This window comes from Aquitalea sp. ASV15, assembly GCF_016429115.1.
GTDB lineage: Bacteria > Pseudomonadota > Gammaproteobacteria > Burkholderiales > Chromobacteriaceae > Aquitalea > Aquitalea magnusonii.
Genome location: NZ_JAELTZ010000005.1, coordinates 67,081 through 89,705, shown reverse-complemented (window position 1 = coordinate 89,705; position 22,625 = coordinate 67,081). Strand labels below are relative to the sequence as shown.

General features: G+C 63.3%; 20 protein-coding genes. 10 read left to right on the top strand and 10 right to left on the bottom strand.

Translation table 11 applies throughout. From position 1 onward, the window contains the following. Positions 1-3 precede the first annotated feature (3 nt). The gene (locus JHD64_RS03525) at positions 4-1,089 is read left to right on the top strand and encodes an HD domain-containing phosphohydrolase (RefSeq protein WP_199052277.1); all 1,086 of its coding nucleotides are present in this window, start codon (positions 4-6) and stop codon (positions 1,087-1,089) included. Further along, positions 1,082-2,983 carry a diguanylate cyclase gene (locus JHD64_RS03520; protein ID WP_199052276.1) on the top strand — a complete coding sequence of 634 codons (1,902 nt, stop codon included), beginning with the start codon at positions 1,082-1,084 and terminating at the stop codon, positions 2,981-2,983. Before JHD64_RS03525 ends, JHD64_RS03520 begins: the two co-directional genes overlap by 8 nt. Before the next feature lie 105 nt (positions 2,984-3,088). Here the strand turns inward: JHD64_RS03520 and phhA are convergent, their stop codons facing one another. Beyond that, positions 3,089-3,982 (bottom strand): phenylalanine 4-monooxygenase, encoded by an 894-nt coding sequence (phhA, locus tag JHD64_RS03515; RefSeq protein ID WP_199052275.1) that lies wholly within the window; start codon positions 3,980-3,982, stop codon positions 3,089-3,091. Between the two features lie 138 nt (positions 3,983-4,120). Here phhA and JHD64_RS03510 point away from each other — a divergent pair, with 138 nt between their 5' ends. After that, on the top strand, positions 4,121-4,594 hold the full coding sequence (locus JHD64_RS03510) for an Lrp/AsnC family transcriptional regulator (protein ID WP_059287368.1): 474 nt from the start codon (positions 4,121-4,123) through the stop codon (positions 4,592-4,594). Here JHD64_RS03510 and JHD64_RS03505 read toward each other — a convergent pair. After that, a complete protein-coding gene (locus tag JHD64_RS03505) occupies positions 4,591-5,514 on the bottom strand; it encodes a DUF808 domain-containing protein (protein WP_199052274.1) in 924 nt (307 codons plus the stop codon). The two genes, JHD64_RS03510 and JHD64_RS03505, sit on opposite strands and share 4 nt — an antisense overlap. A gap of 87 nt (positions 5,515-5,601) precedes the next feature. Beyond that, a complete protein-coding gene (locus JHD64_RS03500; RefSeq protein ID WP_199052273.1) occupies positions 5,602-6,510 on the bottom strand; it encodes an ion channel in 909 nt (302 codons plus the stop codon). 115 nt (positions 6,511-6,625) lie between these two features. On the opposite strand from JHD64_RS03500, the gene cls reads away from it, so the two are divergent. After that, positions 6,626-8,074 carry a cardiolipin synthase gene (cls, locus tag JHD64_RS03495; RefSeq protein WP_199052272.1) on the top strand — a complete coding sequence of 483 codons (1,449 nt, stop codon included), beginning with the start codon at positions 6,626-6,628 and terminating at the stop codon, positions 8,072-8,074. A gap of 72 nt (positions 8,075-8,146) precedes the next feature. Then, a complete protein-coding gene (locus JHD64_RS03490) occupies positions 8,147-9,118 on the top strand; it encodes a succinylglutamate desuccinylase/aspartoacylase family protein (RefSeq protein ID WP_199052271.1) in 972 nt (323 codons plus the stop codon). A gap of 10 nt (positions 9,119-9,128) precedes the next feature. Here JHD64_RS03490 and JHD64_RS22175 read toward each other — a convergent pair whose 3' ends face one another. Both JHD64_RS22175 and JHD64_RS03480 read right to left on the bottom strand, forming a co-directional pair. Next, positions 9,129-9,839, bottom strand: coding sequence for a methylated-DNA--[protein]-cysteine S-methyltransferase (locus tag JHD64_RS22175; protein ID WP_199052270.1), 711 nt, complete (start codon positions 9,837-9,839; stop codon positions 9,129-9,131). Further along, positions 9,836-10,747, bottom strand: coding sequence for a DNA-3-methyladenine glycosylase (locus JHD64_RS03480; RefSeq protein ID WP_199052269.1), 912 nt, complete (start codon positions 10,745-10,747; stop codon positions 9,836-9,838). The genes JHD64_RS22175 and JHD64_RS03480 overlap by 4 nt, the downstream gene beginning before the upstream one ends. A 210-nt stretch (positions 10,748-10,957) precedes the next feature. Between JHD64_RS03480 and JHD64_RS03475 the strand changes: the two genes are divergently transcribed. After that, a complete protein-coding gene (locus JHD64_RS03475) occupies positions 10,958-12,184 on the top strand; it encodes a sensor domain-containing diguanylate cyclase (protein ID WP_199052268.1) in 1,227 nt (408 codons plus the stop codon). A gap of 102 nt (positions 12,185-12,286) precedes the next feature. After that, entirely contained in the window at positions 12,287-12,628 is a 342-nt protein-coding gene (locus tag JHD64_RS03470) for an FKBP-type peptidyl-prolyl cis-trans isomerase (RefSeq protein ID WP_059287387.1), read from the top strand. Here JHD64_RS03470 and JHD64_RS03465 read toward each other — a convergent pair. The 4 genes from JHD64_RS03465 to JHD64_RS03450 form a co-directional block, all read right to left on the bottom strand. Beyond that, positions 12,602-14,104 carry a tetratricopeptide repeat protein gene (locus JHD64_RS03465; protein WP_199052267.1) on the bottom strand — a complete coding sequence of 501 codons (1,503 nt, stop codon included), beginning with the start codon at positions 14,102-14,104 and terminating at the stop codon, positions 12,602-12,604. The genes JHD64_RS03470 and JHD64_RS03465 overlap by 27 nt on opposite strands. Positions 14,105-14,222: 118 nt before the next feature. Continuing rightward, positions 14,223-16,094, bottom strand: a complete 1,872-nt coding sequence (locus tag JHD64_RS03460) for a DUF1302 domain-containing protein (protein ID WP_199052266.1) — start codon at positions 16,092-16,094, stop codon at positions 14,223-14,225. A gap of 189 nt (positions 16,095-16,283) precedes the next feature. Further along, the gene (locus JHD64_RS03455) at positions 16,284-17,516 is read right to left on the bottom strand and encodes an MFS transporter (RefSeq protein ID WP_199052265.1); all 1,233 of its coding nucleotides are present in this window, start codon (positions 17,514-17,516) and stop codon (positions 16,284-16,286) included. Positions 17,517-17,650: 134 nt separating this feature from the next. Further along, positions 17,651-18,508: a LysR family transcriptional regulator gene (locus JHD64_RS03450; RefSeq protein WP_199052264.1), complete on the bottom strand. Its 858-nt coding sequence runs from the start codon at positions 18,506-18,508 to the stop codon at positions 17,651-17,653. A gap of 109 nt (positions 18,509-18,617) precedes the next feature. On the opposite strand from JHD64_RS03450, the gene JHD64_RS03445 reads away from it, so the two are divergent. Continuing rightward, positions 18,618-19,340: an SDR family oxidoreductase gene (locus JHD64_RS03445; RefSeq protein WP_110313268.1), complete on the top strand. Its 723-nt coding sequence runs from the start codon at positions 18,618-18,620 to the stop codon at positions 19,338-19,340. A 20-nt stretch (positions 19,341-19,360) separates the two neighbouring features. On the opposite strand, the gene JHD64_RS03440 is transcribed toward JHD64_RS03445, so the two are convergent. Further along, positions 19,361-20,542 (bottom strand): EAL domain-containing protein, encoded by a 1,182-nt coding sequence (locus JHD64_RS03440; protein ID WP_059285067.1) that lies wholly within the window; start codon positions 20,540-20,542, stop codon positions 19,361-19,363. Between the two features lie 238 nt (positions 20,543-20,780). Here JHD64_RS03440 and JHD64_RS03435 point away from each other — a divergent pair, with 238 nt between their 5' ends. Next, on the top strand, positions 20,781-21,407 hold the full coding sequence (locus JHD64_RS03435) for a response regulator transcription factor (RefSeq protein ID WP_059285066.1): 627 nt from the start codon (positions 20,781-20,783) through the stop codon (positions 21,405-21,407). Between the two features lie 359 nt (positions 21,408-21,766). Continuing rightward, positions 21,767-22,534: an SDR family NAD(P)-dependent oxidoreductase gene (locus tag JHD64_RS03430; protein WP_370540925.1), complete on the top strand. Its 768-nt coding sequence runs from the start codon at positions 21,767-21,769 to the stop codon at positions 22,532-22,534. Positions 22,535-22,625: the final 91 nt, after the last annotated feature.

The window sequence follows — 22,625 nt, the reverse complement described above, 5'->3', positions numbered from 1 at the left end:
GCCATGTCGCACGTCATCGTGGTGGACGACAACGACACCAACCTGCTGCTGCTGCGCCATATCCTGCAGAAGCTGGACGGCGTCACGGTAGACACCTTTGCCGATCCGCTGCAGGCGCTGGAATGGTGCCGGCAAAACGAGCCCGACCTCATCCTGCTCGATTACATGATGCCGGAGATGGACGGCCTGGAATTCATGCGCCGCTTCTTTGCCCTGCCGCAACGACTGGATGTGCCGGTGGTGATGGTCACCGCCGATACCGAGCGCGATGTGCGCCATCTGGCACTGCAACAGGGAGCGCGCGATTTCCTCACCAAGCCGGTGGACAAGGTGGAACTGACGGTGCGGGTGAGCAACCTGCTGGCATTGCGCAAAAGCACCCAGAAACTGGCCAACCGCGCCGCCTGGCTGCTGGAAGAAGTCAAACAGGCCACGACAGAAATCCGCGCCCGCGAAAAGGAAGCCATCCTGCGCCTGTCGCGCGCGGCCGAATACCGCGACCCGGAAACCGGCGCCCACCTGCTGCGCATGTCGGCCTATACCCGGCTGATCGCGCGCCAGCTGGGACTGCCGCTGTCGGAACAGGAAATGCTGCAGGAAGCCGCCCCCATGCACGACATCGGCAAGGTGGGCATCCCCGATGCCATCCTGCTCAAACCGGGACGGCTGACCGAGCAGGAAATGGCCGTGATGCGCCAGCACCCGCTGTTCGGGCATGAAATCCTGGCCGGCTCGGTATCGCCGCTATTGCAATGCGCGGCGGTGGTAGCATTGAGCCATCACGAAAAATTCGACGGCAGCGGCTATCCGCACGGCCTCGCCGGCCAGGATATCCCGCTGTGGGGGCGCATCGTGGCCGTCGCCGACGTGTTTGACGCCCTCACCTCGGCCCGGCCCTACAAGCAGGCCTGGACGCTGGAACGTGCCAGACAGCATCTGGAAACCCAGAGGGGACAGCATTTCGACCCGGACTGCGTCGATGCCCTGTTTGCCCTCTGGCCCGAAGTCATGATCATTCGCCAACGCCATGCGGATGAGCAGGATACACTCTCGCCACCGGCCGACAGCCGGGGAGCTGGCCATGCTTGAAACCGCAACCTTTAACGAACTCAAGATCAGCGGCAACCTGCCCTCGCCCAAGGGCAGTGTGCTCAAGGTCATGCAATTGAGCGAGCACAACAATGTGCCGCTGCCGGAACTGATCGCCGTCCTCAATACCGACCCGGTGATGATAGGCCGCCTGCTCAAGGTGGCCAATTCCGCCGCCTTCCTGCGCAGCCGCCCTGCGGTGGCGCTCACCCCCGACGTGCTGATGGCCATTGGCCTGAACGCGGTATACCAGGTGGCCCTCACCTTTGCCCTGGTGGCCGAGCACCGCCGCGGCCAGTGCGCGCAATTCGACTATGACCACTACTGGTCGCGTGCCCTGGCCTGCGGTACGGCCATGCAATTGCTGGGCAGCCAGCAGCGGCTGGCACCTCCCGGCGAGCTGTTTACCATCGGCATGCTGTCGTCCATCGGCCAGCTGGCCATGGCCACCTTGCACCCGGCCGCCTACGGCGAGCTGATTGCCAGCCACGGCGGCCCCTACGCTCCGGGACTGACAAGGCTGGAAGCCGAGCAGTTCGGCTATCACCACCTGGACATCGCCAGCGCCTTGCTGCGTGACTGGGGCCTGCCCAAGATGTTCTGCGATGCCGTTGCCCTGCATGAAGACGCCGATGCCGCCAGTGCCGGCGACGGCACGCGCTCTGCCCGGCTGGCGCTGTGCCTGCGCCTGGCCGCGCAAGTGGCCGACCTGTGTTTTCTGGATGGCGAAGCCCGGCTGCATGCCTATGAAACGCTAAAAAAGCAGGCCGCGCGCATGGAAATCGACCCCAGCCATTTCCCGCGCCTGTGCGACGAGGTAGTGCGCGAATGGCGCGAATGGAATGCCCAGCTGGCCATTACCACGCCCGAGGTCGAATCCTTCACCCTGCTGGAACGACGCAACAGCATGGCGCCACGCATGCCGGAAGCCGACGCCGAACAGGAAGCCCTGCATATCCTGGTGGTGGAGGACGAGCCCAGCCAGCGCATGCTGTTGCAACGGCTGCTGCAGCTGCTGGGACACAAGGTCGATGTGGCGGCCGATGGTCAGGAAGCCTTTGACATCGTGCTCAACAAGCGCCCGCAACTGGTGATTACCGACCTGGCCATGCCCGGCCTGGACGGCCTGCAGCTGATCCGCCGCCTGCGGGCCATTCCGGAAGGCCGTCAGCTCTACATCATCGTGCTGACCATTCTGGACGATGAAGACAATCTGGCCGAGGTATTCAGCAGCGGTGCCGACGACTTCATCAGCAAGCCGATTCCGCCGCGCATCCTGCAGGCACGGCTGAAGGCCGGCCAGCGCATCATCCAGGAACAGCGCAGCCTGCGCCAGGAACAGGAGCTGCTGCGCCGCCATCTGGAAGAACTGTCCATCGACAACCAGCTGGCACAGGAAGCGGCCCAGACCGATGGCCTGACCGGCCTGTACAACCGGCGCTATGCCATGCGCTACCTGCCGCAGATCTGGGACGAGGCCCGGCTCAGCCAGCAGCCGCTGGCGGCGCTGATGCTGGACATCGACCACTTCAAGGTGGTGAACGATGAGCACGGCCACGATGTGGGCGACATCATCCTGCAGGAGTTTGCCGGCATCCTGCGGCTGTTCTGCCGTCGCTCCGACATCATCTGCCGCTTTGGCGGCGAAGAGTTTCTCATCATCCTGCCGGATACCCGGCTGTCCACCGCCATCCAGGTGGCCGAGCGCATTCGTGCCACCCTGGCCAACCGCAGCATGGTGGCGTCGGGGCTGGCGCTATGCCTGACGGTCAGCATTGGCGTGGCGGAGAAAAAACCGGCCCATGCCAATGTCGAGGCCTTGATCAAGGCTGCCGACCAGGCGCTGTACCAGGCCAAGCGCAGCGGCCGCAACCGGGTGGAGGCTGCGCTCTGAAGCGGTGCCTGGCCTGACTGGCGCAGGCACTGAGCCGGTAAACGCACAAGGCCGGCAGCCCATGGGCTGCCGGCCTTGTGCTGCGCCATGCACCATCACGGGCGCTCAGAGATCGTCGGTATCCGCCCAGCCGTCCTGATTACCGATATGGAACACCTTGTCGGCAGCCTCCACATCGCCCGCGCCCAGTGTGGGCAGGGCCTGCAGCGCCTGGTAGATCGGCGTGAAATCCACGGCGGTGGCCTCAAACAGCTGCTGGAAGCTGTCGATGACAAAGTAGGTTTTCTGGAAGGTGTCGATGCGATAGCGGGTCCGCATCAGCCGCTGCAAATCAAAACCGATACGGTTGGGGCTGGCGCTGTCCAGACAGTACAGCGACTCCGATTTGCTGGACAGAATGCCGGCGCCGTAAATGCGCATGCCCTGCGGCGTGTTGATCAGGCCAAACTCCACCGTGTACCAGTACAAACGCGCCAGCACCGGTAAAAAGCCCAGATGCTTCGCCTTCATGCCACCCTGGCCATAAGCCTGCAGGTAGTCGGCAAACACCGGGTTGATCAACAGCGGCACATGGCCGAACAGATCGTGAAACACATCCGGCTCTTGCAGGTAATCCAGCTGGTGCGGCTCGCGCAGCCACCAGGTCACCGGAAAGCGGCGATTGGCCAGATGCTCGAAAAACACATCGTCCGGAATCAGGCCCGGCACCGCCACCATGCGCCAGCCGGTGGCCGCCAGCAGCTTTTCATTCAGCCGGGCAAACTCCGGTACACGGTCGGCATCCACCTCCAGCTGTTGCAGGCCCTGCATGAACTCGTCACAGGCGCGGCCCGGCAGCATGGCGCACTGGCGGCGGTACAGCGTGGCCCAGGTGGCATGATCTTCGGCGCTATAACGCTCCAGCGGCTGCGGCAGGGTGTAGTCGACAGGATCATGCTGCAGTCCCTGGTTTTTGCGGGTGGTGATATCGGGGACGACAAAATCGCTGCGGTCGTTCATGGCGGCAAATCCGGCGGGTGGGTATGCTTTCAGTGTAGAGGCGGCGGCATGCGGCGGGTCCGCAAGTTTTGCCTTGTCAGCAAAATATTTGCATACTTGCCGCATCAAATAGCAAATCTACGCGGAGAATCTGCATTAATGGAACTGGATCGCTTTGACTGGCAGATTTTGCAGGCCCTGCAGCAGGATGCCCGCAGCACCCACCAGAAGCTGGCACAGCAGATTGCCCTGTCTGCCTCGCAGATAGGCCGGCGCATCCAGCGCATGGAAGAACATGGCGTGGTACAGGGTTACCAGGTGAGCATCCTGCCGGAAAAAATCGGCCTGTCGGTAATGGCCTTTGCCCATGTCAGCCTGGAGCGTCACAGCGAAAGCTCGCTGCGCGAATTTGCCCAGGCCATCGACGCGCTGCCCGAGGTGCTGGAATGCTATGCCACCGCCGGCGAGGCCGATTACCTGCTGCGCATCGTGGTGGAAGACCTGCCCTCGCTGTCACGCTTTGTGATGAACCGGCTGATGCAGCTGTCGCTGGTGCGCAGCGTCAAGTCCACCATCATCCTGGATGCGATCAAGCACAGCAGCAAGCTACCGCTACGCCAGGACCGCACCTAGCGGCGCAGCCGCTGCCAGCCCAAGAGCAGGCCCAGTGCCAGCGAGCCCGCCAGCATGCCGACCAGCACATCCAGCAGGGCCGGTACGAGCAAGCGCGCCAGCGCAGCGACTGCCGGCAGGTGCGACAGGGGGTGCAACAGGGCTTCGATGGCATGGTGCAGCGCCGGCCAGCCATGGCTGATGATGCCGCCCCCCACCATGAACATGGCCACGGTGCCGACCACTGCCAGCGCCTTCATCAACCAGGGCATGCCACGAATCAGGCCACGCCCCAGCATGCTGCGCAGCGGTCCGCCCTGGCGCAGCAGGTAAAGCCCGATATCGTCCAGCTTCACCAGCAGGGCGACAAAACCATACACCCCCACCGTCATGATCAGCGCCACCCCCACCAGCACCACCAGCTGCGCACTCAGGCTGGCCGCGGCCACCGTGCCCAGGGTGATGGCGATGATTTCCGCCGACAGCACGAAATCGGTACGCACGGCGCCCTTGATCCTGTCGCGCTCCAGTGCCTGCAGATCGCCAGCCTGATCCGCCAGCTCGGCAGCCAGTGCCGCCTCCTGCCCGGCGGCATCGCTCTTGTCATGCAGCAAGGGATGGACCAGCTTTTCCATGCCCTCCAGACAAAGGTAAACACCTCCCAGCATCAACAGCGGCATCACCGCCCATGGCGCAAAGGCACTGAGCGCCAGCGCCAGCGGCACCAGGATGGCCTTGTTGCGCAAGGAACCCTTGGCCACCGCCCAGACCACCGGCAATTCCCGTTCGGCACGCACACCGGACACTTGTTGCGCATTCAGCGCCAGGTCATCGCCCAGCACACCGGCCGTCTTGCGCGCGGCCACCTTGGTCATCAGCGCCACATCGTCCAGCACGCTGGCAATATCATCCAGCAGGGTAAGCAGGCTGGCTCCCGCCATGGTTTTTCCTTTATGTCTGCTTGCAGCAGGCCCGGCAGGCCGCCGCGGTGATTGGCCGCCGGCAGGGCGGCTGGCGTCGGCAGTGGCTCAGCCGCTGGCTTGCTCCTCGCCCTGGCGACTGTCCGGCATGGGGGAGATGTCGTGCAGCAGGCCGAAGTCGACATGGTCTTCGCCGTGCTCATCGGTATACAGCAAGTCCTGGTAGCGGTAGTTCCAGCAGATGTCCTCATGCTGGAAGATATGGCGTGAGGCCATGGGTTGACGGGTGATTTCATCGCTGCCGCTGATGGACAGGATAAACCCCGCCTGCAGCTGCGCCAGCTCCTCGACGCTGCGGCCATACAGCGGGCTGTGCGCGTCGATCACATGCATCAGCGTCCAGCTGAGCACAAACATGGGGTGGTGCTGGCGCTGCAGCTTGAGATCGTGCAGCCGGCGCAGACGGGTGCCTTCGCTGCTGACCGTATTCAGCAGCATGTGCAGTTGGGCCTGGGCATCGACAATCACATTCTGCCGGGCATTGGCCGCGCGCAGCATCAGCACCTGCTGGCCGTCCATGGGGCGGATCACCGGGTGGCGCGAAAACACGATGCGCGAGCGTGGCAAGGAAAAGCGGGCGAAGGTCACCCCGGTGACCAGTGCCAGGCTCATCATGCCGATGAAGATTTCCAGCATGCTCACCACATGGGCATATACCGTCTGCGGATGCATGTCGCCATACCCCACCGTGGCCAGGGTTTCCACGCTGAAGAAAAACGCGCCGCGAAAATCCGCCGGAAACTGGTTGGCAATGCTGCCGGGCTGCAGCTGGTACAGGCCGGCAAACAGCAGGTTCAGCACGCAAAACAGCAGGGCGATGGCTACATAGAATTGCGGCCAGCTCATGGTCATGCTGACGTGATAGATATCGTGCGCCAGCCGCAGCGGCAATCTGTGCACATGAATGATGCGCCCGCCCACCTCCAGCCGCCTTGCCCTGCTGCCCTGCTGTTTCATCTGTTTGCCTCTCTGACCGCTTGCGGCCATTGTGTGCAGCCCGCCGCCCAGCGTCAATGCAGCGTCAGCCACCGCATTTGGACGCAGCCACCAGCGCTCTGGCATGATGCCAGCCATGAGCGCCACTTCTGCCCTGATCCTGCTGCTGCACATCAGCCTGCAATTGCTGCTGATCGTACGCGTGCTGCTGCGCCCCTACCGCGACCCGGCCGCCCGCATCGCCTGGACGGTCGTGGTGGCCACCCTGCCCTTTATCGGCATCACCGCCTATGTGCTGCTGGGCGAAGTCAGCATCGGCCGCCGCCGCATGGCCAGGCTGGCCCGCATCCAGCAACAACTGCCGCCACTGCCAACGCTGGAGCAGACATGGCCACAGCTGCCGCTGCCGGCGGATCAGGCCCAGCTGTTTCATGTCGGCCAGTCCATCAGCGGTTTCGCGCCCTGCAGCGGCAACCAGGCGCAGCTGCTGGCGGATTCCAATGCGGTCATCGACAGCATGGTGGCGGACATCGATGCCGCCCGCTCCCATGTGCATCTGCTGTTTTACATCTGGCTGCCCGACCATAACGGCAGCAAGATCGCGCAGGCACTGATGCGCGCCGCCGCCCGTGGCGTGCACTGCCGCGCCATGGCGGATGATGTCGGTTCGCGCGATCTGCTGCACTCGCCGCTCTGGCAGCAGATGCAAGCCGCCGGCGTGCACCTGGCCGTTGCCCTCCCGGTGGGCAATCCGCTGCTGCGCCCGTTCAGCGGCCGCATCGACCTGCGCGACCACCGCAAGATCGTGGTCATCGACCACTTCACCGGCTACTGCGGCAGCCAGAATTGCGCCGACCCGGAATTCCGCATCAAGCCACGCTTTGCGCCATGGGTGGATGCCGTCATCCGTATTTGCGGACCGGTGGTGCAGCAGAACCAGCGCCTGTTTGCCACGGACTGGATGCTGGCCTGCCAGGAAGACCTGGGGCCGCTGCTGGCCGCCGCACCGCCGCCACCGCTGGCCACGGACGGGCCACCACTGCTGGCCCAGGCCATCGGCACCGGCCCTACCGCCCGTCACTCGGCCATGCCGGAACTGTTTGTGGCACTGATGTACAGTGCACGCCGCCAGCTCACCATCACCACGCCCTACTATGTCCCCAACGAGGCGCTGCAAAGCGCGCTGTGTGCCGCCGCCCAGCGTGGCGTGGCCACCACCCTGCTGCTACCGGCACGCAATGACTCGCTGGTGGTCAGTGCCGCCAGCCGCAGCTATTACGCCCAGCTGCTGGAGGCCGGCGTGGTGATTGCCGAATTTCACGGCGGCCTGCTGCACAGCAAGCTGATGACAGTGGACGAGGACATCTGCCTGATCGGCTCGGCCAATCTGGACCGCCGCAGCTTCGAGCTGAATTACGAAAACAATCTGCTGTGCCACAGCCGCGAGCTGACCGCCAGCTTGCGCGCACGCCAGCAGGCTTATCTGGCGCACTGCAGCCTGGTCAGCCCGGCGGCGGTGGCTGCCTGGCCGCTGCGGCGCCGGCTGTGGAACAACACGGTGGCCATGCTGGGGCCATTGCTGTAAAGCATGGCGACACACCCTGCCCGGCCGGGCAGAATAACTTGCGATCATCAATCACCATTGCCGGACACCACCATGAATCAGGCCCTGCCTTTCCACTCCATCAACTACACCGCGCCGGACAATGGCCCCCGGCTGATTGTGCTGGGCGCGGTACATGGCAATGAAACCTGCGGCAGGGCCGGCATCCGGCGCATCCAGGCCGAGCTGGATCTGGGACAGCTGCGTTTGCAGCGCGGCAGCCTGACGCTGGTGCCGGTGGTCAACACCCTGGCCTACCAGCTGGGGCAGCGCGGAGCCGACCGCAATCTCAACCGCAATCTGGCCCCGGTGGCCACCCCGCAGGATTTCGAAGATCACGTCGCCAACTGGCTGTGCCCGCTGCTGGCCAGCCATGAAGTGCTGCTGGACCTGCACTCCTTCCAGTCGCCCGGTCAGCCCTTTGTCCTGATCGGCCCGCGCGACAATCAGGACAGCCTGGAGCCCTTTGCCCATGCCGCACAGGAAGAAGCGCTGGCCACGCGGCTGGGCGTGGGCCGGCTGGTGGATGGCTGGCTGTCGACTTATGCGCTGGGGGTGCAGCGGCGGGCGGCGCGGTCCGGCCACAGTGCAAACCGCCAGCGACAGCTGGATAGCGATATCCGCTACGGCATGGGCACGACCGAATTCATGCGCGCCAACGGCGGCTGGGCGCTGACGCTGGAATGCGGCCAGCATCTGGACCCGGCCGCCCCGGAGCTGGCTTATCAGGCCATTCGCAATACCCTGGCCCATCTGGGCATGGTGGCCGGCCCCGCACCGGCAGTGCAGGCGGCCATGGCAACGCTGAGCCTGTATGAAGTCGTGGACAAGCTGCATGAGGACGACTGCTTCTGCCGAGCCTTTGCCAGCTTCGACCCAGTCGGCAAGGGCGAGCTGATCGGCCACCGCCACGACGGCAGCCCGGTGCGGGCGCTGGACGATGGCTGCATCGTGTTTCCCAACCCGGCCGCACAAACCGGGCAGGAGTGGTTTTACCTGGCGCGGCCCAGCCAGCGCCTGGGATAGTCGCGGCGACTCACACCCGGCCGGCGGTGCCAAACAGCCCCGGCACGGTGTTTTCCTGCTCGAAGCGCAGCAGCGCCGATTTCAGCGGCAAACCGCCGGCATAACCGGTGAGGCTGCCATCGGCCCCCAGCACGCGATGGCAGGGCACGATCAGTGCAATCGGATTGGTGGCGTTGGCCCGGCCCACGGCGCGGGCGCCGCCGGGCTTGCCCAGTGCCAGCGCCAGTTCGCCATAACTCATGGTTTCGCCATAGGGAATGCAGCACAAGGCCGCCCACACCTGTTGCTGGAAGGCCGTGCCGCGTGCCGCCAGCGGCAGCTCAAAACTGCGTCGCTCACCGCGCTCGTACTCGTGCAACTGGCGTGCCACCTCGGCCACGGCGGCATCATCGCGCCGGCTGCCCGATAGCTGCGCCCGCTGCAACTCCTGCTCCAGATGAAAATCCAGCCGCAATAGCCGGCCCTGCAAGTCCAGCCACACCATGGCCGGGCCAAAGCGGGTGTCCACCACGCCATGGCAGGCCGCATGCAGCGGAGCCTGCAATACTGGCCCGGCGGCATCGGCGGCTGGCGAGCGTGCCAGCGGCGCCGTGTCACTCCACAAGCCGCCCTGGGCAAACAGCGGCGCAGCCGGCGGCGGCTGATGGCTGGCCGGATCGGCGGCCTGGGTTGCATGCTCCGGCGCGGGCGCGTCAAACAGATCGGGGGCGGAATATTTCATGTGTTCTCCGACAGGCTGGCCCACAAATGCAGGGTAGCCAGGCTGCGACAAGGGGCAAATGCCTGCATCAGCTGCTCGGTCTGGCGGGCATCCGGCCGCTGTGGCAGGGCATGAAAACGTTGCAGGGCGGTGGCCAGCCCGCTATCACCAATAGGCGCGCAATCGGCAAAACCCAGCCCGCGCAGCATGACATAGCGCGCCGTCCACGGCCCCACTCCATGCAGCGCCAGCAACTGGCGCTCGGCCTCGCTGGCACTCTGCCCGGCCAGCGCCGCCAAAGGCAGGCTGCCATCCAGCACGGCACGCGCCGCGCCCAGCAGATAGGCCGCCTTGGAGCGGGAAAAACGCAGAGCAGTGAGCTGCTCCGGCTGCAGCGCCGCCACCTCGGCCGGGCCGGGATGGGCCAGCAGCGCGCTGCCGGCAATCGGCAGGCCGGCCAGCTGAATCAGGCTGCGGCGCAAGGCCGTGGCAAAAGACAGATTGATTTGCTGGCCGATGATGGCCCAGCACAAGGCTTCGAACGGCTCCGCCGTCAGCGGCAGCCACAAGGCAGGCCGGCCCGCCAGCAGCCGCGCCACGGCGGGCCGGCTCTCCGCCAGCGCCTGCCAGTTTTCACGCTGGCCATCCAGCCCCAGCATGCGACGCACCACCGGCTCTGCCGCCGGCAGCAGCGCCGGCCAGTCCAGCAGGGCTGAACCGCTAAACACGGCATGCACCTGCCCGGCGTCAAACTCCAGCTGCAGCAATAGCGGCGCACCATGCAACAACAAGCCTTTGTCCAGGCGATTGCCCTGCCAGCGTTCGGCCGGCCCGGCCGGATCGCGGCCGTGATAGGCCAGCGCCGTGGCGGCGTGATAATCCGCCGGCAAGGACAGGGTAAAACCGTGCTGCGCCACCACCTGTTGCATAAAGCCTCCAGCCATGCGGCCAGAGTGGCCGTCGACCCGGCATTATCGCGCAGAAGCGGCCTCGCCACATCCTGCGGCTTGCGCTGCAATGCGTCACAGCGGCATGCTGCTGCCACCATTTAATGATGAAGTCATGTTGAACTGCCAGGAAAGGCCATCTAGTATGTCAGACATAGACTGACTACCCGGCCTTTAGCATAGCTTGCTGCCATGAACCCATTTGCATTGCTTGACAAGCTCAAGACGCCGGTATGGATTATTCGTCCTTCGACCGAAGAAGTGCTGCACGCCAATCCGGCGGCACGGGCAGTCGCCACCGGGCTGAGCCTTGCCGACATGCGTCACGGCAGCCTGTCGGCCTGCCCACACCCGGCCCTGTCCGACTACACCCCGGCCATTCTGGCCCGCGAGCAGGTAGTGGAAATCTGGACCATACGGCAACAGGAGCAGCTGCAGCCACTGTGCTGCCACCTGTGCTGGCTGGACATGGCCGAAACAGCCGACGCCATTCTGGTCGAGGCCAGCTCATCCATCGGCACCCTGCCGGCTTCCAGCACGGCAGCCACCACCGACCCGCTGCCGGAAGACGGTTTTCACCGCATGCTGATGCAGACCAATAGCGCACCCATGCTGTTGATCGACCCGGCAGACGAAGGCCGCATCGTCAATGTGAATGAAGCCGCGATGCGCTTTTACGGTTATTCCCGTGCCGAGTTCGCCGCCAAGCACACCTGGGAGATCAACGCCCAGGGCCGCGCCATCCTGCCGGTAATGCAGCAGATTGCCCAGCTGCCGGGCGGCCACAAGCCCCTGAGCTTTGTCCACCGGCTGGCGGATGGCAGCCTGCGCGATGTGCAGACCTATGCCGGCCCGGTGGTGATGCATGGCAAACGGCTGATGCTGTGCGTGATTCACGACATCACCGAGCAGCAAAGACTGAAATCCGAACTGGAACAGGCGGCGCTGCGCGACCCGCTTACCGGGCTGTGGAACCGCCGTTACCTGCTGCAACAGCTGGAGCGCGCCATTCTGGAAAAGCAGCGTTGTGGCCACAGCTTCAGCCTGATCCTGCTGGATGCCGACAATTTCAAGCGCATCAACGACCAGTTTGGGCACTTCACTGGCGACGAAGTGCTGGTCTGGCTGGCCCGCACCTTGCAATCCCGCGTGCGGGCTGCCGACAGCGTATGCCGCTGGGGCGGCGAGGAGTTCGTCATCCTGCTGCCGCAAACCACGCAGAGCAATGCGCTGCATCTGGCCGAATGCCTGCGCGACACCGTGGCCAACGGCCAGACCGCACCACTGCCGGCCATCACCATCAGCATGGGTGTCGCACAGCATCTGGACGAGGAAAGCGTGGAAAGCCTGATCATGCGTGTGGACAATGCGCTGTATCAGGCCAAGTCATCCGGCCGCAACTGTGTCATTGCGGCCTGAAGCCCCGGCCTCCCGCTGGGAGCACAAGCCGACTCAGGCTAGAATGCGCCAGCGATGGCCGCGGCAGCGGCTGTTTTCCCCACCTGCATAGCGAAGATGACGATGGATCAACAACTGAAAATGGAAGACCTGCAATTGGGCGAGGGCAAGGAAGTGGTGCGTGGTGCGCTGATTACCACCCACTATACCGGCTGGCTGGAAGATGGCAGCCAGTTTGACTCCTCGCACGACAAGGGACGCCCCTTCCAGTGCGTCATCGGCACCGGCCGCGTCATCAAGGGCTGGGATATCGGACTGATGGGCATGCGCGTGGGCGGCAAGCGCCGGCTGTGGGTTCCGGCGGCCCTGGCCTATGGCGAGCGGCAGATCGGCACGCGCATTCCGCCCCATTCCAATCTGCTGTTTGAAATCGAAGTACTAGAAGTGCTGACCCGCGACGACTGAGTCCGCCGCGCCGTCGGCCACCGCCAGCTGCCGGACAGCCTGCCTGGCCACCTCGTCCAGCACCGGCAGCCACTCGCCTGCCGCCTGCTGGCGGAACAGCTGCATGCTGGCATACCACGGGCTGTCGCTGCGGCCCAGACCCCAGCGGAAATCCGGATTGAACGGCAGCAATAGCCAGCAAGCCTTGCCCAGCGCGCCGGCCAGGTGCGCCACCGAGGTATCCACGCTGATCACCAGATCCATCTGCGTGATCAGCCCGGCCGTATCTTCCAGTGTATTGAGCTCGGCAGCATGGTCGATGATGCCGGCCGCCGTCACCAGGGCGGTCTCTTCGCGATACTCGCGCTGCAGTGAATGAAACTCGGCATCCAGCTGCAGCAGGCGCCTTAGCTGCGCCAGTTGCAGGCTGCGTTGCCGATCATTCAGATGTTGCGCCAAACCCGACCATGCCAGGCCGATACGTGGACGCTGGCGTGCCGCCAGCCGCTCGGCCCAGATTTGCCGCTGCTCGGCCGTTACCGTCAGATAAGCATCGGCTGCCGGGATATTGTCCAGCGTGGTGGCAAAGCGCAGCGGCAAGGACATCATCGGACAGTGCAGGTCGAACGCCGGCAGCTGCTCGCGCCGGGTAAACACCTGCAGGCCGCTGGCCATCTGCCGGGCCAGTTCCTGTAGCGGTGGTTTCAGCAGCAGGATCAGCCGTGCGCCGCGCTGCTGCAGCAAGGGCAGATAGCGCAGCATCTGGATGGTATCGCCCAAGCCCTGCTCCTGGTGAAGCAGCAGGGTCTTGCCCTCCAGGCTCTCGCCCTGCCACTCCGGCTTGGCAAAGCGCTGCAGGCCGGAGCGCTGACACAGCTGCGGGTCCAGCTTGCGCGCCTCGTAATACTGCCAGCCACGGGCGTAATCGCCCTGTAGCAGCAACAGCCAGGACAGGTCGTAACGGGCCAGCACATCGTCAGGAAAGCGCGCCAGCACCTTGTCCAGCAGCGCCTGTGCTGCCTCATACTCGCCGTTTTCCGCCAGCAGCGCCGCCAGGTTCACCATGGCGTCGCTATTGTGCGGATCAAGATGCAATGCCGTGACAAAACTGTCATGCGCCGCTGCGCGCTGGTCGAGCAGCACCTGCACATTGCCACGGTTGCTGTAGGCTTCGGCCATGCCGGGACGCAGGGCGATGGCGCGCTCGAAATCGCGCAGGGCCTGCGGCAGCTGCTGCTGGTTTTTCAGCAGGATGCCGCGATTGACATAGGCCTCCGCCAGATCCGGTTGCAGGGCAATGGCGCGATTGAAGTGCGCCAGTGCCGCCTTGCCCTGGCTCAGCTGCACCAGCGCCAGCCCCAGCAGGAAATTGACTTCCGCACTGTCAGGATAGGCTTTCAACACCCGCAGCAAGCCGTCTCTGGCCACGGCCGGCTTGCCCTGCTGCAGCTGCTGCATGGCCTGGTTGATCTTGTTAAGCGCGAGTTGTTCGTTCATGGGGCGGCAATCGAAATGGAAGACAGTACCGGCAAGCGGCGCATCCTGCCTGTTGGGCAGGCTGCAAGTGTAACGAGGCCGCCTGCAGCCGGCAAATCGCCGCTGGCGGCCACCCTGGCTAAAGCCGCATGCCCAGGCTGAGGGAAAACAGGCTGCGGTCACGCAGCAGGTTGTAATCACCACCACCGGTTTTCAGGTAATTGATATCCAGCTGGTAGCGGCGGCGCATTTCCAGGCTGAGGCCCAGCATGGCGGTGAAACGGCCCTGCGAGTACAGGCCATCATAGGAATAACCCCGCACATCCTGCCCCAGGGTCAGCGCCGGGGTGAGCGTGAGTTCCGGCCAGAGGCCGCTATAGCGGCTTTCCAGCCGGGCACGCAGGCCCCAGGCATGGCTGGTGACAAAACCATCCAGGCGGCAGCTGGCAGCATCGCTGGTGCAGGCGGGATTGTTCTGACTGGGTGCCATGCCCCAGCCGCCACGGCCATAACGCATCACCGAGGGGTCGGGCAGCGCAATCACATATTTCGACCCCAGTTCGGCCGACAGCGTGGCCGCCCCGCCCCACACCTGGCCCAGTGCATGGCTGGCGCCCAGGCTGAGATTCAGCACCCGGAAGCGATCATAGCCATCTGCCGAGGCCCCTGCCGGCAGCTGGACCAGCCGCGCCAGTGGTCCGCGGCCCAGCAGCAGGCCATTGAGAAAATCGGCACCATTCCAGGCCAGTGGCTGATCCGGGATGTAGGCCAGCTCGGCATAGGCTGCGCCACGGCCAGCCTGCCCGGTCTGGAAATTGACGGCAAACAGGTGCAGATCCGCCGGGAAGCTGCGGTAGTACTGGCTGCTCAGTCCAGTCGGCTGCGCCTGACCAGTATTGGCCAGCAGGGGCGTGAGCACGCCGGCGCTATTATGCTGCACCCCGGTATAACCCACCTTGCTGTCGACATTGGCCGCGTAAAAACCGAACTGGCCCACGCCATCCAGCAGGTAATGCATGCCCAGGCCGTATTGCCCGCCTGCCGGGAACCGGTCGGCCGCACGGCTGACCGAATCCAGCGCATTGCCCAGCGATTGCGCATCGGTGGTGCTGATGTTGCGGTGGTAAAGCGCCGACAACAAGCCACCGTTCAGCGTCAGCGCATTACAACCAGGCTGCACATAATCGCCGGTCGAGTAGAAGGTGCCGCACCCGGGATAGACATTCGGGGCAAAGGCAAACTGGTAAAAACCGTCCAGGCTGAGCCGCTGGTTCAGCTCCAGCTTGCCATACAGCGCCCAATCGGGAATGCCGGCCTCGGCGGACACCGAACTGGCGCGGCTGAGCGCGGCATAGTCGATCGCATTGACCAGCGACAGCATGCCGCCGCTGGTGGGGCTGCCCCAGGGAATGGTCTGGCGCCCTGCGCGCAATAACAGCGGGTGGCCAGCCAGGCTGGTCGTGCCATACAGATAGGCATCATCCAGCACCACATTGCCAAAACGCCCCAGTGGGACAAAGCCCTCATCACTCAGCGGCGCGCCGGCCTGGTAATGATTGGGCACATTGCCATGCGCCACGCCCTGCCGCGACAGGGCGTAGTCATACCATCCCTTGCCGGCCAGGCGCAGGCCCAGGCCGCGATACTGCAGATCCGCCTGCAGATAGCCCTCCAGCGCGCTGGAAACCGCATCGCCGCTACGGTAATTCAGATCACCGTCATTCAGGCTCTTCATATTGGTGCCGCCGGTCAGCGCGGGGTCCGGATTCGCCGCCCGCAGCACCGTTCCGGCCCCCAGCCAGCCACGCAGATCCAGCGTGGCGGCATCCAGCTCCAGCTGCATGCCCGGCCCCAGTGCCGGCTTGACCGTGCCCAGACCGTTGCTGATTTCGGCAGCCAGCAGCGGCGCGGCACAACATGCCAGCCCCAGCCCTGCCAACCCGCCCGTAATGGCCCCCTGCCCCCAGGCTGGCCGGTTTGCTCCGGCAGCCCTTTCCTTGTTTTTTTGCATGACTGATGGTTTCAAGCTGTTTTCGACGGCATCCGGTCCTTGCCCCCGCGCAGACAGCGGCTCCCCCGAGCACGACATCACGGCAATACTGACCAGACGCAGCCGGCATTCTAGCTGCTCAGGCAAACCAACAACCACCCTATTCAGATTACACATCAGCTCCGCACGTAAGCACGGCAGCAGCGGCCGTCAGGAAGTCGCCGCCGCGGAGCGCAGTGCCGGCAAGGCATGCACCCGCCCCACCCACCACAGCGCCACCCCGACCAGCAGCACCGCACACCAGCCATTATTGCCGTAGCCGAGGATCTGCCCGCCGCTGCCGGCACTGAGCAGCAAGCCGCCCAGCCAGGCGCCACAACCATTGCCCAGCGACTGGATGGCACTGTTGACGCTGAGAAAGGCGCCGCGCCGCTGCGGTTCCGGCACCGTGGTCAGCAGGGCCTGCAAGGGAATCATGCGGCCGGACAGCGCCACCATGAATACGGGAAAGAACGCCACCACGGCCAGGAAGGGAATCTGCGGCAAATGAGTGACAAACAGGATGGGCAGCATGGAAAACAGGGCCATGATGCGGAACAGCTGGTGCTTGCCATAGCGGTCGGCCAGCCGGCCGATGCGCCGCGAGGTAAAGAAGGTGGCCGCGCCACCGGCCATGTAGATCCAGGCAATCTGCTGCGGCGCAATGCCGTGATTGGCCACCAGGACCGGCGAAATGAACGGAATCACCATCATGTGCGACACCATCATGATGAAGGTCAGACCGAACGCCCGCACATGGCGCGCATCGCTCAGCAAGCGCCACAACTCGGGCAGCACCTGGCTCAGCGGTGGCGGCGGCACTTGCAGATGCAGCCTGAGCGAGGGCACCAGCCAGGCGGCGGCCAGCCAGATCAGCAGCGACAGCACCACCAGCAGGTAGAAGGGCGAGGACCAGCCCAGATGCGCCCCCAGCACGATGCCGGCCGGTACCCCGGCGATGGCGGCCAGCGAGAACGCCGTCATGATCACCCCGGTGGCTGCGCCACGGCGTGACACCGGAATGATGTCGCTGACAATGGTCATGATGATGGAGGCCAGCACCCCGCCGCTGAGGCCGGCAAAAGCACGGGCCAGCAACAGCATGTGGAAATTGCCGGCGGTGGCGCACACCAGGTTTGACAAGGCAAACAGGCCGTAAATCACCAGCAGCAGGCGCCGGCGGTCGAAGCGGTCGATATAGGTGGCCGCAAACAGGCCGGACAGGCCGGAACACCACGAGTAGGCCGATACGGCCGTGGCAAAGGCCGCCGGGCTGATGGCAAAGGCATGCATGATCTGTGGCCCCAGCGGCATCATCACCATGAAGTCCATGATGATGGTGAACTGGGTCAGTGCCAGCAGCCAGAGCAGGCCACGTTCACGGGCAGGGCTTAAATCAGCCATTCGGGGTTTTTCCTTGTGGAGGACAAGCCAGCGCACTGGCCACATCCCACTAAGTTGATATTATCAACCAATATGCAAAATAAAGTTGACCTTGTCAATAATATCCCGGCAACAGCGCTTCCGTCCTGGCGCGCTCAGCCCTCATGCGGACTGGGCGCCATCTGGCCGCCAGCCTGCAAATAATCATGCAAAGCCCGCAGTGCAGGCTTTTCCAGCGCTTGCGCCGCATAACACAGGCCCAGGCGGCGGCTGAGCCCAGGCCCGCTCAACGGTCGCCCCACCACACTGCTGTTGCCTTCCAGCAAGGAGGGGGGCAAGAGCGCAACGCCATAGCCGGCCTCCACCATGCGCAGCGCCAGCTGCAAGGAGCCGGCATGCGCGGCCAGCATCAGCCCGGCCGCCCCCTCGCCATGCATGGCCAGCAGGCGCTGATGCGAGGCATGCTGTGGACAGGTGATCCAGTCCAGCTGATGCAGCTCAGCCATCGCCAGCTCGCTGCGCGAGGCCAGCGGATGCGCGCGCGGCAAGGCCAGCACAAAGGTCTCCTCCCACAGCGGCAGGAACAGCTCATCCTCACAGCGCAATTCCTCCGCCGCCAGCCTGGCATCACCGGCACAGCCGTCCACCACACTGAGCAATAGCCCGGGAATGGCCGCGCGTGCCGCATTCAGCAGCGTGCTCACCTGCACCACGCCCAGATCAGCCTCGATTCCCAAGCTCAGCGGCTGGCAATGGTGGCGCTGGCGAAACAGCCGCAGCAAGCCTGCGGCCTGATCCACCAGTTGCCGGGCCTGCGGATAAAACAGCCGGGCATCCTCGGTCACCGCCACCCCACGCGCCAGACGCTCGAACAAGGTGGTGGCCAGGTCCTCCTCCAGCTGGCGAATGGTCACCGACAAGGTCGGCTGGGTAATGCACAGCCGCTGCGCCGCCGCGGTGATGCTGCGCTCCTCGAATACCGCGATAAAAGCCTTTAGCTGCCGTATATCCATAGACAAAACCGATACCAACCACAGAAATTAAGCATTTTTCAGCCAGAAAATTAATTCTTACACTGTATCCAGCTTTTATCCATGCAAATTATCTATACAAGGAAGAATCATGCGTCCTCCGCTCATCATCATTACCGGGGCCAGCTCCGGCATCGGTGCCGCCACCGCCCGCCTGCTGGCCAGCCATGGCCATCCGCTGCTCCTGCTGGCACGCCGGCTGGAGCGGCTGCACGCACTGCAATTGCCTGACACCCTGTGCCGCGCCGTGGACATCACCGACCGCACCGCCGTCCGGCAAGCGGTGGCAGAGGCCGAACAGCAATTCGGCCCCGCCGATGCCATCATCAACAATGCGGGGGTGATGCTGCTGGGCAAGATGACACAGCAGGACCCGGCCGAATGGGAGCGCATGCTGGAAGTCAACGTCAAGGGTCTGCTCAATGGCATCCATGCCGTGCTGCCAGGCATGGTGGCACGCCGTCACGGCACCATCATCAATGTCAGCTCGATTGCCGGACGCAAGACCTTCCCCGGCCACGTCGCCTACTGCGGCAGCAAATTTGCCGTACATGCCATTTCGGAGAATCTGCGCGAAGAAGTGGCCGGCCATCATGTAAGAGTCATCACCATTGCCCCCGGCGCGGTGGAAACCGAGCTGCTCGGCCACACCAGCGATGAGGCCATCAAGCAGGATTACCAACAGTGGAAACAGCAAATGGGCGGGGTACTGGCCGCCGAAGATGTAGCGGAAACCATCCGCTTTGCCTATCAGCAACCGCAAAGGGTGGCGATTCGGGAAATCGTACTGGCTGCCACCGGCCAGCAAGCCTGAGCACCCGGATCAAGCGCGCGCTAAGTCAGGTTCAGGCCGTGGCGGCCGCCGATGAACTGCGCCAGGCTGGCTGACGGCATGGGTTCGGCCAGCAGGAAGCCTTGCACCAGGTCGACCCGCAACTGTTTGACCAGGTCAAAATCCTGCTGCCGGCTCACCCCCTCCACCACCACGGCGACATTCTGGCTTTGCAGCATGCGTACGGCAAAGCCCAGCAGTTTTTCCGCCGTGGGATCGCCCGCAGCATGATGCACCAGCGTGCGGTCGATCTTGACGGAATTGGCCGGAATTTCGCGCAAATGGTGAAAGCCCGAATAACCGGCACCAAAATCATCCAGCGCCAGATTAAAACCCATCACCCGCAAACGGATGGCATTTTCCAGCGAGCAACTCAGATTATCCAGTGGCTGGGTTTCCGTTAATTCAATCGTAATGCGCGAGGGCGGCACATGACCACCCTGCATTATCTTTTGCAATTTATCCGGCATGCCCGGCTGATCGAATTCACGCATATTGATATTAACGGCAACCCCGAGTTTCAATTGCGGGAATTGCATATCCCACTCATGACAGTCACGTAAGCCATGTTCCAGCATGCTGCAAAGCAGCTGTTCGCTCAGGTCGGTTTCATCGATGCGCGGCAGGAACAAGGCCGGCCCGAGCAGGCCCAGATCCGGATGCTGCCAACGCGCCAGCGCCTCCACCGAAGTCACGCGCGAGGTTTGCGGGTCGATCTTGGGCTGATACCAGGGCTGGATCTGCCCGGCACGCAAAGCCTGCTGCAACTCCTTGCGGGAAAAATGGTAACGCCCGGCTGCACAGCCGACACCGCCGGTCTTTAACTGCAATACCCGCAGCAGCAGCGGCGACAGCTGCGCCCGGGACAGTGGCTTTGCCAGGCAGTCCAGTACCGGTAACTCATGGTAGCCCCCCATGCGCTGCACGCTTTGCAGGATATCGGCCGCCTGCACACTGCAGAAAATCAGCTGCGGCAAATTATTTATCCTGCGTAAATAGCGCATCAGCTGAATACCATCAAGATTCGGCATATCCAGATCACAAATCACCAGATCATAGCTATGCGACTCCAGACGGGACAAAGCCTGGTGACCATCCACGGCCTCATCCACCACGATGGCACCCAATGCACGCAGCAACTGGTTTAATACCATGCGCTGAATGGCATGATCTTCTACAATCAATATTTTGAGCGGGAAGATTGTATTTCCGAAGGACTGGCTAGACATTCAAATCACCGGAACGCAATACTTGGGTTTTTATAATTGTTACATTATCCTTATCAACATACTGATTGCTGATGGGAAATTTCTGATTGAATACTAGATTTTTCTTATGACTTTTTTAAGAAAAAATAATTACTCTCCATCAGTCGAATGCTAGAAAAATATTACTTCAATTGATACATTCTGGAGATTAATCATGAAAAGCGTCATCATTGTTGATGATCATCCGGCCATTTGCCTGGCTGTGCGTTCGGTGCTGGAGAAGTCGGGGCGGTATTCAATCATCGGGGAAACCGACAACGGCCAGTCTGTGATCGAACTGGTCAGGGAACACAAGGCCGATCTCATCATCATCGACCTGAACATCCCGCGCATCAGCGGGCTGGAACTGATCAAGCGCATCAAGGGCCAGCACCCGGCCATCAAGTTGCTGGTCTTGTCGGCACAGGATGAAATGGTATACGCCTCGCGCTCGATGCAGGCCGGAGCGGATGGTTTTGTCAGCAAAAGCAAGGACCTGAATGCCATCCTGTCCGCTTCGGATGCCATCATGGCCGGTTACAGCTTTTTCCCGCGCGACGTGGTATCCGGGGCCAAGCTCAATGGCGAAAGCCAGCTGGACAGCCGCATCGACAAGCTGTCCGACCGCGAACTGGCCGTATTGCAGCACCTGGCACAAGGCCTGTCCAACAAGGACATTGCCGACCGGCTATTCATCAGCAACAAGACAGTCAGCACCTACAAGGTGAACATCTTCGAAAAGCTGGGCATTTCCAATGTGGTGGACCTGACTGACTTTGCCCGTACCAACAAGCTGGTTTGACTGGTTTGAAAAGTGGGCAGCCCTGCCCATTTTTCCCCAGGTCTGAGAAGTGGGCAGCCACTGCCTGCTTCTCCCCGGTCAGTCGGTCAGTCAGTTCTTTCTCACCACCGCGTTCACCTCGCCCCCACCCCACCCCTGTGCTGAGCGCAGGGCCAGCCTATCTTCCGCGCCAGGCGGGCCATGGCAAGCGCCAGCATTGCGGCAGATCATGCCCGAAGCATCTGCAGCGGCGCTGCCTGCGCCAGCCTGCAACCCGTCTCAATGCCAGCAAATACCCATCCTCCAGCCCACTGCTGACCCATTGACCGGTTACTCCAGTCGTCGGCCACTAGTACGGTAGTGCCCAAATCCAACGGGAGATGGCAATGAGCGTCGTGGTCACTGGGGCCGCCCATGGCATTGGGCAAGCGGTCGCAATGCGACTGGCAGCGGAAGGGCGGCCGCTGGTATTGGTGGATAGCGATGCCACAGGCTTGGCAGGCACGGCCATGGCCTTGCCTGCGGACGTCCCCCATCGTCTGGTGACTGGTTCGGTTGCCGAGCGTGCTACGGCCGATGCTGCCGCCGCGGCAGCCCATGATCTGGGCGGTGCAAGCGGCTTGTCGCATAACGCGGGCATCCAGCGCTACGGGTCGGCACTGGATACCACGCAAGACTGCTGGGACGAAGTGATTGCCACCAATCTGAGCGCAGCCTTCCTGCTGAGCCAGGCCTTGTTGCCACAGCTGATCGTCCAGCGCGGGGCCATGGTGTTCATGGCCTCGGTGCAAGGCCTGGCTTCGCAACGCCATGTCGCGGCCTATACGGCATCCAAGCACGGGCTGATCGGCCTGAGCAAATCCATTGCCGTGGACTTTGCCAGCCAGGGTGTGCGAGCCAATGCCGTTGCTCCCGGCGCCATCGACACCCCCATGCTGCGCGATGCCATCGCCAGCGCGCCCTCTCCCGCTACCTTGCGCAGGGAAATCGACGCCATGCATCCGCTTGGCCGCGCTGGCCATGCCAGCGAGGTCGCAGAGCTGGTGGCTTTTTTGCTGTCAGACCGTGCCACCTTCATTACCGGAGAAGTGATCCGCATTGATGGTGGCTTGCTCGCCCTGATCGGCGGCTCACCCTCACAGGACTGAAACATGGCCATTGCAGACATCAAGGCAAGCACGATTGCCCTTCCTCTGGAAACTCCGCTCAGACAGGCGGCCGTTATACACCGGCCGCACC

Bases quoted from the DNA above. Each gene is read 5' to 3' on its own strand.
- JHD64_RS03525 (WP_199052277.1), top strand. From the start codon at position 4: ATGTCGCACGTCATCGTGGTGGACGACAACGACACCAACCTGCTGCTG.
- JHD64_RS03520 (WP_199052276.1), top strand. From the start codon at position 1,082: ATGCTTGAAACCGCAACCTTTAACGAACTCAAGATCAGCGGCAACCTG.
- phhA (WP_199052275.1), bottom strand. From the start codon at position 3,982: ATGAACGACCGCAGCGATTTTGTCGTCCCCGATATCACCACCCGCAAA.
- JHD64_RS03510 (WP_059287368.1), top strand. From the start codon at position 4,121: ATGGAACTGGATCGCTTTGACTGGCAGATTTTGCAGGCCCTGCAGCAG.
- JHD64_RS03505 (WP_199052274.1), bottom strand. From the start codon at position 5,514: ATGGCGGGAGCCAGCCTGCTTACCCTGCTGGATGATATTGCCAGCGTG.
- JHD64_RS03500 (WP_199052273.1), bottom strand. From the start codon at position 6,510: ATGAAACAGCAGGGCAGCAGGGCAAGGCGGCTGGAGGTGGGCGGGCGC.
- cls (WP_199052272.1), top strand. From the start codon at position 6,626: ATGAGCGCCACTTCTGCCCTGATCCTGCTGCTGCACATCAGCCTGCAA.
- JHD64_RS03490 (WP_199052271.1), top strand. From the start codon at position 8,147: ATGAATCAGGCCCTGCCTTTCCACTCCATCAACTACACCGCGCCGGAC.
- JHD64_RS22175 (WP_199052270.1), bottom strand. From the start codon at position 9,839: ATGAAATATTCCGCCCCCGATCTGTTTGACGCGCCCGCGCCGGAGCAT.
- JHD64_RS03480 (WP_199052269.1), bottom strand. From the start codon at position 10,747: ATGCAACAGGTGGTGGCGCAGCACGGTTTTACCCTGTCCTTGCCGGCG.
- JHD64_RS03475 (WP_199052268.1), top strand. From the start codon at position 10,958: ATGAACCCATTTGCATTGCTTGACAAGCTCAAGACGCCGGTATGGATT.
- JHD64_RS03470 (WP_059287387.1), top strand. From the start codon at position 12,287: ATGGATCAACAACTGAAAATGGAAGACCTGCAATTGGGCGAGGGCAAG.
- JHD64_RS03465 (WP_199052267.1), bottom strand. From the start codon at position 14,104: ATGAACGAACAACTCGCGCTTAACAAGATCAACCAGGCCATGCAGCAG.
- JHD64_RS03460 (WP_199052266.1), bottom strand. From the start codon at position 16,094: ATGCAAAAAAACAAGGAAAGGGCTGCCGGAGCAAACCGGCCAGCCTGG.
- JHD64_RS03455 (WP_199052265.1), bottom strand. From the start codon at position 17,516: ATGGCTGATTTAAGCCCTGCCCGTGAACGTGGCCTGCTCTGGCTGCTG.
- JHD64_RS03450 (WP_199052264.1), bottom strand. From the start codon at position 18,508: ATGGATATACGGCAGCTAAAGGCTTTTATCGCGGTATTCGAGGAGCGC.
- JHD64_RS03445 (WP_110313268.1), top strand. From the start codon at position 18,618: ATGCGTCCTCCGCTCATCATCATTACCGGGGCCAGCTCCGGCATCGGT.
- JHD64_RS03435 (WP_059285066.1), top strand. From the start codon at position 20,781: ATGAAAAGCGTCATCATTGTTGATGATCATCCGGCCATTTGCCTGGCT.
- JHD64_RS03430 (WP_370540925.1), top strand. From the start codon at position 21,767: ATGGCAATGAGCGTCGTGGTCACTGGGGCCGCCCATGGCATTGGGCAA.